A 13,251-nucleotide genomic window follows, 5' to 3' on the forward strand; every position below is an offset into this window, starting at 1 on the left:
TAGACGAGATAACTAAAGGATGTTGTTCTTTTAGTTAATCATGTTAGACAAATAAGAGGAAACAGGTATGTTTCAAGCGAAAGATGTATTGTCTCCATCCATTATTGACCAACCTTTAGCGATATTATGGTCAACTATTTCCCCTCTTTATATGGTTGATGAAGCAAAGTGGTTAAAAGAATTGATGCCACTGGCTAAACCTAGTGCACGTGAAGCCATAATGATGGAAGATCAGGCTTCTCAATTGATCCAACGTGTTCGCAATGATAAGCAAGCTGTTCAAATGATTGATGCGTTATTATTGGAGTACAGCTTAGACACTAAAGAAGGTATATTATTGATGTGCCTTGCAGAAGCTCTAATGCGTATCCCAGATGCAGAAACTGCCGATGCATTGATACGTGACAAGTTAAGCGTTGCGGATTGGAAATCTCACCTTAAAAATTCAGATTCAGCCTTTGTTAATGCCTCTACTTGGGGGTTATTACTGACAGGGAAAGTTGTCAGTATGGATGTGAAATCGGATGGCTCACCTTCTAATGCTATCAGTCGTTTAGTTAATAAGTTTTCCGAACCAGTGATCCGTCAAGCAATGAATCAAGCGATGAAGGTCATGGGGCATCAATTTGTGCTAGGTAGAACGATAGAAGAAGCGCAAAAGAAAGGTAAACCAATGCGAGAGAAGGGCTACACTTATTCCTTTGATATGCTAGGGTGAAGCCGCGTTAACTCAAGCAGATGCACATAAATACTTTAAAGATTACATTATGGCAATTGAGAGTGTTGGCCGTGCGAGTAGCATTGGAAACTCTCCCGATCCCACCGTTTCTATTAAACTTTCGGCATTACACCCTCGTTATGAGGTTGCAAATAAAGCACGAGTTATGGGAGAAATGTGCGATTCTGTACTTCAACTTCTTACACGAGCTCGTGAATTAGATGTTGGTATTACTATTGATGCAGAAGAAGCTGATCGTTTAGAAATATCACTAGAATTATTTGAGAAACTATACAGAAGTGACATAGTAAAAGGTTGGGGTAAGTTTGGTATCGTAGTTCAAGCGTATTCAAAACGTGCTTTGCCTGTGTTGGTTTGGCTAACGGCATTAGCAAAAGAGCAAGGTGATACTATTCCGCTTCGCTTAGTTAAAGGGGCATATTGGGACACTGAGCTTAAATTGTCTCAGCAATTTGGCTATGCACGTTATCCGGTATTTACACGAAAAGAAGCAACTGATGTTTCTTATCTAGCCTGTGCTCGTTATTTACTTAGTGACCATGTTAAAGGGAATATTTTCCCTCAGTTTGCCAGCCACAATGCTCATACAGTAGCAGCGATAGCATCAATGGCAATGCATGATGAGTTTGAATTTCAACGTTTGCACGGTATGGGTGATGCCCTATACGATCACGCAATGGATATGTTTAATCGTAGTGTTCGAATTTATGCACCGGTTGGAAGCCATAAAGATTTATTACCATATTTAGTTAGACGTTTACTTGAGAATGGTGCAAATAGCTCATTTGTCCACCGTCTGGTAGATGCAAACTGTCCGATTGAAGATTTAACAGAGCACCCAGTTGATACATTACTTGCGTGCCCTTCCTTAGAAAATCAGTTGATCCCATTGCCGCCACAGATTTTCTCTGAACGTAAAAATTCATACAGTATTAATTTTGATGTTGAGAGCGAAGCGCTGCCTTTTGAAGCCTTAGTCAAAGCTCAAATGAGCACGTATTGGCAAGGGGGACCGATAATTAATAACGTTCGTGATTACGAAAGCATGATCAAGGAGCATGAAAATGCATTACATGTGATTTCTTCCCCATATGATCGCGGTAATGACGTAGGCTCTTTAATTTGGAGTTCAGAAGAACAAGTTGCCTCTGCGTTGGATATCGCTGATGAATACTTTCCAATATGGCAGGGTACACCAGTTGCAGAAAGAGCAGAGTATCTTGATGCCTTAGCCGACAAACTGGAAGATAATATGCCAGAGCTGGTTGCTTTGTGTCATAAAGAAGCGGGAAAAACCATTCATGACAGCATTGATGAGGTGCGTGAAGCGGTAGATTTTTGTCGTTATTATGCAGTTCAAGCCAAGCTGAATTTTACAACGCCTGAAACTATTGTTGGTTTTGATGACGTGTCACATCAAATCGCACGCCAAGGTCGTGGTGTATTTGTGTGTATTAGCCCGTGGAACTTCCCATTGGCTATTTTCTTAGGTCAAGTTGTCGCAGCGTTAGTCGCAGGTAATACTGTAGTAGCAAAACCAGCTGAACAAACCTCGTTAATTGCGGTTCGCTCGATGGAGTTGCTATTAGAAACGGGTATCGCACCACAAGCCGTTCACCTATTACCGGGGGATGGTAAAACAGTAGGGGCACCATTAACCTCTGATCCTCGTGTGGCTGGGGTTGCCTTTACAGGTTCAACGGAAACAGCACAATTGATTAATCGCACTTTGGCAAATCGAACCTTTGAAGGATGTGGCGTAGCTCCTGTTCCTTTTATTGCGGAAACTGGTGGTCAAAATGCCATGATAGTTGATAGTACAGCATTGCCAGAGCAGGTTGTTCGTGATGTAGTTCGTTCAGCTTTTGCGTCTGCAGGTCAGCGTTGTTCTGCACTGCGTGTTCTTTTTGTTCAACAAGATATTGCCGATAGGGTTGTAAACCTAATTAAAGGTGCAATGGCAGAGTTAAACGTAGGATTACCTGAATTACATAGTACAGATGTTGGCCCTGTCATTGATTTAAAAGCCAAAGAAAAATTATTGGCTCACATTGAAAAAATGACGATGCAAGGTAAGTTAATTGCCCAAGCAGAATTACCAGAATGGGCAGAGAAGGGAGATTTTGTTCCACCAACGGCTTTTGAAATTGATTCAATCAGTCAACTAGAAAATGAACAATTTGGTCCAATTCTTCATATTGTACGCTTTAAGGCGAATGAACTTGATAAGATTGTTGATGATATTAATGCAACCGGTTTTGGATTAACTATGGGCATTCATAGCCGTAATGAAGTGGCGTATACCCGTATAGAAAAAAATATCAAAGTAGGAAATTGTTATATCAATCGCGACCAAGTTGGTGCTGTAGTTGGAGTGCAACCTTTTGGCGGACAAGGCCTGTCAGGTACAGGACCAAAAGCCGGTGGTCCTCGTTATTTATTCCGTTATACCAATGCAGTAACGATTAATGCGACATTGACTAAATGAGAAAGGAGACACTCATGAATACTTTTACAAAAATTATTGATTCTGCGCTTTCTCAAGGTCAGGTTGAATGGCAAGCGGACTCATTTGCACAACGAATGGAGAAGTTACTCCAATGGTCTCATTATTTAGCAGAACATCCTGATTTTGGAGTGCTGGCTGCTAAAATGGTACGTTTTCAATGTCAGCGTGCTCAGCACCTAATTGCTGAAACAGAGTTAATGCCAGGGCCAACGGGTGAAAGTAACGAACTTTATACGGCTGCAAGAGGTGTTTTTTACATCACTTCGGATGAAAAAGCATCGGTTGTCGCATTGGTTGGGCAAATAACTGCAGCATTAATATCAGGAAACGCTATTATTGTTGCCCTTCCGAGCCAGGATACTGCAATTTCATCAATAATTACTGATGGTTTGTATCAAGTAAAGATCCCTAAATTAGCGGCTCAACAGGTAGATTCAACAACAGCAGATATAGATAATGTTCGTCTGGCTGGGGTTTGTTTTGTTGGTCATAAGCAAAAGGAGATAGAGCTTAACCAACAACTTGCAAAACGAGATGGTTTATTAGCGCAATTGATCTCAGAAACAGATCAAGATCGTTTACCAAATATTACTGATCCTCATTTTGTTTTACGCTTTATCACAGAGCGAACACGAACAATTAATGTGACAGCGGTAGGCGGAAACGCAACGCTGCTAGAACTCGGAGGTGGTAACCACTGATATTCAATAAGTGAATATCCATTGTCGTTATTGCACTATAACAATAGAGCTTTGATGCTCATACAGCAAGGATACCAATCTAGTTTTCTAGATTGGTATGGCGACGTTAAATTGACTGCCAATAAATAAAATAAAGGAAATATTAATGATAGAAAATAATTTTGCCATTACAGGTACATTCATTGCTTACCTGATAATGATGCTTGCTATTGGATTATACGCATATAAGCAAACAAGCAGTTCTTCTGACTACTTCTTAGGTGGTCGAACTCTAGGGCCTTGGCCTGCGGCACTGTCAGCGGGTGCCTCTGATATGAGTGGTTGGTTGTTACTTGGTCTACCTGGTTATGCTTATGCTGCGGGTTTAGAGTCTTTATGGCTTGCTGGTGGTCTATTGGTAGGTACATGGCTGAACTGGTTAATCTGTGCTAAACGTTTAAGAACCTACAGCATGACAACCGATGATGCATTAACACTGCCTGAGTTCTTATCACGTCGTTTCAATGATAAATCTAAACTTATCCAAACCATTTCAGCGTTGTTTATTTTGCTGTTTTTCCTTTTCTATACAAGTTCTGGTTTGGTTGCTGGTGGTAAATTATTTGAAACTGTATTTGGCCTAGATTACAAAATAGCGGTGGTTATTGGTACACTTTGTGTTGTGTCTTATACCTTATTTGGTGGTTTCTTAGCAGTAGCTTGGACTGATTTAGTTCAAGGTCTATTAATGTCAGCAGCGCTTATGATTGTTCCTATTGCTGCGATGCAAGGTGGTTTTGGTCAGTTGAGTGCTGATTTAGTTGCGATTAATCCAGAGCTTATGACGCTATGGACAGGTATGGATGGCAAACCGCTAAGTGCGATTGCGATTATTTCATTAGTGGCTTGGGGTCTTGGTTACTTTGGTCAGCCACATATTCTAGCGCGTTTCCTTGCTTCTCGCACAAACAGAGAGCTGACGACTGCTCGTCGTATTGCAGTGGTATGGACTGCGTTATCAATGGTTGGTGCTGTGTTGGTTGGCCTTGTTGGTTTACTTTATGTAAATGGCTCAATGGCAGGTCAAGCGATTGATGGCGAAAAAATCTTCATGCTATTAGTGAATGCGATGTTCCATCCAGTTATTGCAGGTGTCTTATTGGCTGCGATCCTTGCTGCCATCATGAGTACTGCAGATTCACAATTATTAGTTTCTTCTTCAGCATTATCTGAAGATCTATATAAACAACTAGTGAAAAAAGACGCAACCAGTAAAGAGATCGTCAACGTAGGACGTATTGCTGTGATTGCTTTATCACTTATCGCATTAGCGTTAGCGATGAACCCTGATAGCTCAGTGCTTGGCTTAGTTTCTTATGCTTGGGCTGGTTTTGGTGCCGCATTTGGTCCAGCAATTGTACTAAGCCTTTACTGGAAAGGAATGAACCGTAATGGTGCTCTTGCTGGTATCGTCGTTGGTGGTATCACTATTGTTGTTTGGAAACAGCTAACAGGCGGTTGGTTCGATGTGTACGAAATTGTACCGGGGATCATTTTCGCAACGACGGCAATTATTGCTGTGAGTAAGTTGACAGGTAAACCTGAAGAAGCGGTCGCTCAGCAACATGAGAAATTTGAACGTAACTTGGTTGAGTTTGAATAAGCTTCTGTAAATCAATAATAGAATTTAGCCCCATTAGAGTGTTCTTTTTTGGGGCTTTTTTGTAGGTTTGAATTAGGTGCTCTGTTACAATCACGTGAATTAAATGCGATAAAGAATAATAATTATTATTACTAGGAGAGTAAAATGAAGTTGATCCGCTTGGTGCTTGGCAAGATTATTTTAGCAGCAGATTTTGTCTTTACACCATCAGGGGCAAAACGTGATCCTGCCAAGCAGGCTGAAATTGATGCAGCAACCGCTGGTTATTCTCTGTATCAATTTGAAGCTTGTCCGTTTTGTGTAAAGGTTCGTCGTACCATTAAACGTCAATCACTTAAAATAGAGATCCGTGACGCAAAAAATAATGAGACACACAAGGCTGACTTACTGGCTGGCGGTGGTCGTGTAAAAGTACCATGCTTACGAATTGATAAAGATGGGGAGACAACATGGATGTACGAATCATCCGATATCATGTCTTTCTTGGAAGAAAAATATCCTTAAATTTCACAAACTTAAGCTACTACTTAGGTGGTAATTTTAAGGCGCATTTTCAGAATGCGCTTTTTTTATGTTTTTTTAATGTAAATTTTTCACTATCTTATTTATAAGATCTGCTTGTTAATAGTTCTATTACTAGCCATTTATCTTACTTTATGAGACTCATGTCACAAAAAGCTTGGTTTTAAGTTAATCTTCAGTTAAACTAATCTACGTGACTTGATTCACAATAAAATAAAAACATATTAGGCTAGTTATTATGGAAAGAATGAGTATGACTCATAAATGGTCAATTAAAAATTGTCCCAAGGATATAGAGAGCCAAGTTTTATCTGTTATTGGATTAATCGATAAGAAAGGTTCAGCATCAGACATGGATCTCTGTAAGATCTTTGGTGAAGTGTTATGGAGTGATGGGAAATATTTTAATTCTCATGCATTTCGTTTCTTGTTCGATCATGAGACTCTTTCATGTGAAATAACGAAGAGACACTTACACTAAAGTAAACCAGCTATGTATTTTTAAGGCCATTATTATTCCCCAATAATGGCCTTTTTTAATGTTTAAATTTTATAATTAGACTGATTAATCATTTCAATTTCTGCTTTGTTTTAATTAAGTTTTCTATGCAATTATCTGCTTATTAACTTATCTAGGTTCGATCATTTAACCCTATATATTATGCGTCTTTACAATCTTTACTTTTTTCTTGTAGCGAATGAGAGTGATTTTCATTATAGTTAGTTTAAATACGAATGGTTATCACTTGAGTGTAAATGATATGAAAAAAACGATCGCTACAATGTTATTTAGTTTGGCTATGTCTCCATTAGTTCAGGCAGAAACTATTACAATATCCCATGAGCTTGGTAAAACAACGCTAGAAAGCAAACCTCAGCGTGTGGTGGTGATTGGAACGGGTACATTAGATGCCATTGACTATTTTGGTATCAAGCCAGTAGCGGTAACCCAAGCGACAACCATGCCAGATTATTTACTTAAGTATAAGACGAAAGAGTTTGCTTCATCTGGTAGTTTGAATGAACCTGATTTTGAAACTATTTATATGCAAAAGCCTGATGTAATTATCATTGGCCCTCGTGCAGTGAAAGCGTACAAAGAATTGTCTGAAATCGCACCAACGATTATGTTCAATGCGGATTCTAAAGGCTATTGGAAAAGCACTCAAGAGCAGTGGCGTATGCTAGGTAAAGTTTTTGAAATTGAAGATGAAGTAGAAGCAAAAGTATCTAGCGTTAATGCTGAGATTAATAAAATTGCAGCGTATAACAAAGCACATAACATTGCGGCCTTAACCGTTATGAGTGCGGGTGGAAACATCACTACTTTTGGTGCTCAATCTCGTTTCTCTGCGATTTACAAAGATTTTGGTTTTCAAGAAGCCGTGAAGGGGATCAAAGAGTCTCGCCATGGTGACTTAGTATCTTATGAATATATTCGTGATGTAAATCCATCGAATCTTCTGATTGTTGATAAAGATAAATTGATCAACAAAGACAAAAGTCGTACGCGTGAAGAGTTTGCTAATCCATTAGTGCAAGCTACCGATGCGTATAAAAACGATAGCTTAACTTACCTAGATATTAATGCGTGGTATTTAGCCATCGCAGGGGTTACAGCAACAGATCAGATGATTAAAGACGTAAAACAGTCTATTCATCTTTAAGGTCTAAGACCCAGTGTTTACCTATTTTTGAACCCCTTTTTAAGCGTGTTATTTCTTTGAGATAACGCGCTTTGTGCAGGCTGAGGTTAGCTTTGAAAAAGTTATTGCTTGTTCTTATTGTATTGAGTTTTTCTTCTGTTTTTGTTGGTGTTGCGGATCTGCCTTTATCGGCTATTTTTCGTGGAGATACCGAAGCGCTAGAGTTACTTGCAGTAAGTCGTTTACCACGTTTATTGGCTATTTTATTATCGGGTGCTGGTCTCAGTATTGCGGGTTTGATTATGCAGCAGATCAGCCAGAATCGATTTGCTGCCCCTTCAACATCAGGCACGATTGAGTGCGCGATGCTTGGTTATGTTCTTAGCTTAGTCATTTTTGGCCATGGTGATAATTTACTTTTGATTTTCGGCATGTCGATTGCTGGCACATTGTTGTTCATTCAATTTATCCATCGTATTCAATTTAAAAATGCCATATTTGTCCCTTTAGTTGGGATTATTTTTGGTAACGTCGTCTCTTCTGCGGCGACCTTTATCGCTTACAAATATGATGCTGTTCAAAACCTTTCAGCATGGACCGTTGCGAATTTTGCCAGTATTCTCCAAGGTAACTATGAACTGCTTTATATTGCGGTACCCATATCAATAATTAGCTATTGGTATGCAACTCGTCTTTCTGCTGTTGGCATGGGTAAAGATTTTGCCACTAATATTGGTCTCAAATACAAACAGGTGTTGTTTGTTGGCATTATGTTGGTATCGGTGATGTCAGCAACAGTAGTTATGATTGTTGGTCAATTACCGTTTTTGGGTTTAATTGTGCCAAATTTAGTAGCGCAATTTTATGGTGATAATTTACGTAAAAATATTCCACTAACCGCAATTGTGGGGGCGATCCTTATTCTTATCTGTGATGTGGTTGGCCGTATTGTCATTTTCCCCTATGAAATTCCAATCTCAATGATCATTAGTATTCTTGGCGGTGTCGTGTTTATTGGCCTTATCGTGAAAGGAAAACAGAATGTCTGATTCAATTAAATTAGTAGGTTTAGCATTCATTACCGTTCTGTTTACGTTTTTATTTATTGGTATTGGGTTAGATGCATCAAATTACGAGTACTTCTTATCTCGTCGAGTGCCTAAAGTATTGGCAATGGTATTAGCCAGTATTGCGATTGCTCAATCGTCATTGGTGTTTCAAACCATTACACATAACCGTATTTTAACCCCAAGTATTATGGGTTTTGATGCCTTGTATTTGTTAACTCAAGTCTTGGTCGTTGTGATTTTTGGCAGCATTAGTATTTTAGTTATTAATCCATTTGTTAACTTTGCTCTATCAGTAGTCATTATGATTGGTTTTTCATTATTGCTATTTGGTTTTTATTTTAAGAAGAACAACAGCAATGTGATTACGTTATTGTTGCTTGGTGTGATTTTTGGACAATTATTCTCGAATATATCTTCTTTCTTCATGATGTTGGTTGACCCAAATGATTTTGCATCGATTCAATCAAGTATGTTTGCGAGCTTTAATAATATTAATAAAGAGTTAGTGTATTTCTGCGTTATTCCTTTATTGCTTATCAGTGGAGTATTGTTTCGAATGTCCAATATCCTTGATGTATTTTGGCTTGATAACGATAACGCGATCAGTTTGGGGGTTGATGTTGGCAAGGTAACTAAACACATACTTATTCTAGTAGCTATTCTAATTTCGGTATCTACTGCGTTAGTTGGTCCTGTCATGTTCTTTGGTTTATTAGTGGCAAATTTAGCTAAAGAATTCTTTCATACTTACCGTCACCGAACTTTGTTATTGGGCAGCAGTTTAATGGCGATGTCTATGTTGCTTTCTGGACAGTGGGCTATCGAAAACATCTTTAAATTTGAAACAACCTTAAGTGTAGTGATTAATTTTATTGGTGGTTTGTATTTCTTATCACTGCTAGTTAGACAAAAAATTCAATAGAGAAACGTATGATTTCATTATCTCAACTATCTAAATCATTCGGTCAGCAAAAAGTTGTTGATCAAGCATCTGCTTCTTTTATTAAAGGAGAAGTGACGTCAATCATTGGACCTAACGGTGCAGGTAAAAGTACCGTGTTATCAATGGCAAGCCGTCTGTTAGCGAAAGACAGCGGTAGTGTGCTGATCGAAAATCAAGAAGTGGTCGATTGGGACACAAAGGCATTAGCAAAAAAGCTGTCGGTACTTCGTCAATCAAATAATTTAAATATGCGTTTTACGGTGCGTGAATTGGTGGCCTTTGGACGGTTTCCTTATAGTCAAGGAAAACTAACGAAGCATGATAATGAGGTGATTGATAACGCGATTAATTACCTTGATTTAACGGCAATCCAAAATAAATATTTAGATGAATTGAGTGGCGGCCAACGTCAATTAGCTTTTATTGCTATGGTCGTAGCTCAAGATACAGATTATGTGTTCTTAGATGAGCCATTAAATAATCTGGATATTAAACATTCACTACAAATCATGAAAAACATTAAAACGCTAGCGCATGAGTTAGGGAAAGCGGTTGTGATTGTGATTCATGACATTAATTTTGCATCATGCTATTCAGACAATATCGTGGCGCTTAAAAAAGGCAAAGTTGTAGCTAACGGCACGGTAGTAGAAGTTATCAGAAAGGATGTTCTTTCAGAGATTTATGACACTGAATTTGATATCCATGAAGTTAATGGACAACGTATTTGTATGTACTATGGTCAGTAATAGACGATGTACAAAATAAGATAAGGAAGCGTTTATGAGTAAGCCATCACCACGAATATTAACGGTTATTAGTAGCGTACTGCTGACATCAAATATGCAGCGTATTACGTTTAAAGCCGATGATTTATCTGATTTTGAAACCGAGAGTGAAGGCGGTTACATTAAGCTGTTGTTTAATGATAATGGTGGAACGGACCTTTCTGGTATTGAAGAAGGCACTCGTCCAAAAATGCGTACTTATACCATTCGTCATTTTCGTCAAGAGCAGAATGAATTGGATGTGGACTTTGTACGTCATCATCATTCTGTTGATTGTGTGAGTGCTGATAGTGGCGGTTTTGCATCTAATTGGTCGCAACAAGCTAAAGCTGGCAGTCAAATATCCATTGTTGGTCCGGGTTCTATCAAAGGTCTATCGAAAGAGGCCGATTGGTTTTTCTTAGTGGCGGACATGACGGCGTTACCTGCGCTATCTGCAAAATTAGAAACCCTGCCATCAAGTGCGGTGGGTTATGCTGTGATTGAAATTAACCATGAATCCGACAAGCAAGCTTTAGTTAAACCAGAAGGGATGAGTATTGTTTGGGTGAGTAAATCGGAAATGAACTCAGAAGAAAGTGGATTGATTCAAGCGGTTCGTACTCAAGAGTGGAAATCAGGTCGAGTGGCTATTTGGAGTGCCTGCGAGTTTAATAGTATGAAACAACTTCGTACGTATTTTCGAAATGAAAAAGCAGTAGATAAAGATGATATTTATATTAGTAGCTATTGGAAAGAAGGCTGCACAGAAGATGGTCATAAAATTGCTAAGCATGAAGATCAGCTAGCGGATTGATAATGAGTGACAGAGTGCGTAGAGGCATTAATAGTAAATAACGAAAAAGACCTAACTATCATTAGGCCTCTTGTTATTTATGATAAGCGCTCTTATATCGAGATTTACTTATAAAAGGCTTCAACAGTGCCTTTTAATTTAATTAGGATCGGTTGACCACGACGGTCTAGTGCTTTAGGTGATGGGATTTTTACCCAGCTTTCACTAATGCAGTACTCTTCAACGTCAAAGCGTTCTTTGCCGTTTAGATTAATACCAATATGGTGCTCAAAGCACTCTGCTACATGATGTGGACTACGAGGGTTACCTGAAAGGTGATCCGGTAAAGCTGGTTTTTGTGTAGTATCGTTCATGATTTTGACCTGTAATTAACGAAAAGTGCGCTATTGTAGGCGTTATAAGCCTAACGCTCAAGAGTTGTAGTCATAAATAGTGTTGATCAAGCATATACAATATCTTAGTTGATTGATTTAACTGCGATAATATTCACTTTGTGTTGTAAACCACATTTATTTTTTTTGATAACTTCTATACTGCTAAGTAATCCAAATGAATAAGGGAATGCCGATGCTAAATGAAAACCATGCTTTTATCCTAGATTTTCCAGAGTTAAAATTAGACATTGTTCAGCTAAATCATGACGATCCTAAGTTCAAAGCCGATCTCCAACAATATCACCAATTGGATTATGATATCCGTCAGTTAGAGATATCAGGGAGCCCAATTGATGATGATAATATGCACGCATTAAAGCTTCAGCGTATGGAGTTAAAGGATATTTTGCATAAGCAGTTAGTTGCTCATCATGAGTTGGCTATTAATTAAAATAGTTATGAATCATATCAATTTCAAGAACTATTTTGTTCATCATTGAATGAGAAAACCACTTCTTAATAGTAGCGTGAAAATTAATATTGCTATTAAAATCTAGTTCACAAAAAGCCGGCTTTTATAAAGAGTCGGCTTTTCTATAACAAGATAATGAACGATACCTATTAAGCTTTAATAAGAGCACTCGTTTCTTGCTTGGATTTTTTAGTTTTAATTTGTGCCAAGATAACACCAGAGATAACCATTATTCCCCCCATTAAATGATAGCTTTCAATTTCTTCACCCAATAAAATAGCAGCTAATGATACTGCTACCACTGGCAGTAAATTCATAAACATAGCACTGGACTCTGCACCTATCACATCAATGGCTTTTACCCACATCCAAGGCGCTAAGATGGAAGCTGCAATGGAGGCGTACATAATTAATGGAAGAGAAGCTTCAGTTGGTAATAACGTCTCGCTGCTTAGCCATAAAGGTGTCAGCATAGCAACAGCAAACAGACCTTGTATATAAATAAGCTGCCAGTTACTGATGGGCATTTTCCAACGTTTAAGCAATACACAATAAGTTGCGTAAGAGAGAGCTGCGATTACCATTAGGCCATCGCCTTCTGTTATTGGTTGGTGTAAGAAAAACGTAATATCGCCATGACCTAACATAAAAGTTAGACCCGCTAATGAAATTACCGCGCCAACAATACTTAGGGCTGAAATACGCTTACCTAGTAATGGTAAGCTAAGGAAGATGCTGACTAATGGTACTAATGAGGTGATTAAGGACATATTAGAAGCTGTAGTCGTTAAGCCGGCGTAGTAACCTAAAGATTGGTTTAGAACCATCCCAAGTAAGGCTAAAAAAGCGAGTTTACTAAAATAGGGACGGATCACATGGCGTGATTTGATAACAGATGGTAGACAAAATGGAGTTAAGATCAGCATCGCAAATGCCCAACGATAAAAACTCATGGCGCTAGGTTCTATGGCAGATGCAGCCATCTTATTAATGATTGAGTTACCGCCCCAAATAAGAACAGTAAATAGTGGTAATAAATAATACATGTG

General features: G+C 38.6%; 12 protein-coding genes and 1 pseudogene. 11 read left to right on the forward strand and 2 right to left on the reverse strand.

The window, feature by feature from the left end:
- Positions 1-67: 67 nt before the first annotated feature.
- The 10 genes and pseudogenes from putA (at position 68) to ACU5DF_RS07480 (ending at position 11,356) form a co-directional block, all read left to right on the forward strand.
- Positions 68-3,227: pseudogene (gene putA, locus ACU5DF_RS07435) on the forward strand (bifunctional proline dehydrogenase/L-glutamate gamma-semialdehyde dehydrogenase PutA).
- Positions 3,228-3,241: 14 nt separating this feature from the next.
- A complete protein-coding gene (locus ACU5DF_RS07440; RefSeq protein WP_446712385.1) occupies positions 3,242-3,949 on the forward strand; it encodes an aldehyde dehydrogenase family protein in 708 nt (235 codons plus the stop codon).
- Between the two features lie 145 nt (positions 3,950-4,094).
- Positions 4,095-5,591, forward strand: coding sequence for a sodium/proline symporter PutP (putP, locus tag ACU5DF_RS07445; protein ID WP_446712386.1), 1,497 nt, complete (start codon positions 4,095-4,097; stop codon positions 5,589-5,591).
- A 144-nt stretch (positions 5,592-5,735) separates the two neighbouring features.
- Entirely contained in the window at positions 5,736-6,095 is a 360-nt protein-coding gene (locus ACU5DF_RS07450; RefSeq protein ID WP_446712387.1) for a glutaredoxin family protein, read from the forward strand.
- Positions 6,096-6,366: 271 nt separating this feature from the next.
- Positions 6,367-6,594, forward strand: coding sequence for a hypothetical protein (locus ACU5DF_RS07455; RefSeq protein ID WP_446712388.1), 228 nt, complete (start codon positions 6,367-6,369; stop codon positions 6,592-6,594).
- Between the two features lie 280 nt (positions 6,595-6,874).
- Positions 6,875-7,780 (forward strand): siderophore ABC transporter substrate-binding protein, encoded by a 906-nt coding sequence (locus ACU5DF_RS07460; protein WP_446712389.1) that lies wholly within the window; start codon positions 6,875-6,877, stop codon positions 7,778-7,780.
- 92 nt (positions 7,781-7,872) lie between these two features.
- Entirely contained in the window at positions 7,873-8,808 is a 936-nt protein-coding gene (gene vctD / locus ACU5DF_RS07465; RefSeq protein WP_446712390.1) for an iron chelate uptake ABC transporter permease subunit VctD, read from the forward strand.
- Positions 8,801-9,751 carry an iron chelate uptake ABC transporter family permease subunit gene (locus tag ACU5DF_RS07470; protein ID WP_446712391.1) on the forward strand — a complete coding sequence of 317 codons (951 nt, stop codon included), beginning with the start codon at positions 8,801-8,803 and terminating at the stop codon, positions 9,749-9,751. Before vctD ends, ACU5DF_RS07470 begins: the two co-directional genes overlap by 8 nt.
- Before the next feature lie 8 nt (positions 9,752-9,759).
- Positions 9,760-10,521 carry an iron chelate ABC transporter ATP-binding protein VctC gene (vctC, locus tag ACU5DF_RS07475; RefSeq protein WP_446712392.1) on the forward strand — a complete coding sequence of 254 codons (762 nt, stop codon included), beginning with the start codon at positions 9,760-9,762 and terminating at the stop codon, positions 10,519-10,521.
- A gap of 34 nt (positions 10,522-10,555) precedes the next feature.
- A complete protein-coding gene (locus ACU5DF_RS07480) occupies positions 10,556-11,356 on the forward strand; it encodes a siderophore-interacting protein (RefSeq protein ID WP_446712393.1) in 801 nt (266 codons plus the stop codon).
- Between the two features lie 104 nt (positions 11,357-11,460).
- Here the strand turns inward: ACU5DF_RS07480 and ACU5DF_RS07485 are convergent, their stop codons facing one another.
- Positions 11,461-11,709 carry a DUF3297 family protein gene (locus tag ACU5DF_RS07485; RefSeq protein ID WP_446712394.1) on the reverse strand — a complete coding sequence of 83 codons (249 nt, stop codon included), beginning with the start codon at positions 11,707-11,709 and terminating at the stop codon, positions 11,461-11,463.
- 214 nt (positions 11,710-11,923) lie between these two features.
- Here ACU5DF_RS07485 and ACU5DF_RS07490 point away from each other — a divergent pair, with 214 nt between their 5' ends.
- Positions 11,924-12,181: an HP1242/YdcH family protein gene (locus ACU5DF_RS07490; protein WP_446712395.1), complete on the forward strand. Its 258-nt coding sequence runs from the start codon at positions 11,924-11,926 to the stop codon at positions 12,179-12,181.
- Between the two features lie 170 nt (positions 12,182-12,351).
- Here ACU5DF_RS07490 and ACU5DF_RS07495 read toward each other — a convergent pair whose 3' ends face one another.
- Positions 12,352-13,248 carry a DMT family transporter gene (locus ACU5DF_RS07495; protein WP_446712396.1) on the reverse strand — a complete coding sequence of 299 codons (897 nt, stop codon included), beginning with the start codon at positions 13,246-13,248 and terminating at the stop codon, positions 12,352-12,354.
- Positions 13,249-13,251 lie beyond the last annotated feature (3 nt).

This window comes from Aliivibrio wodanis (assembly GCF_052920805.1).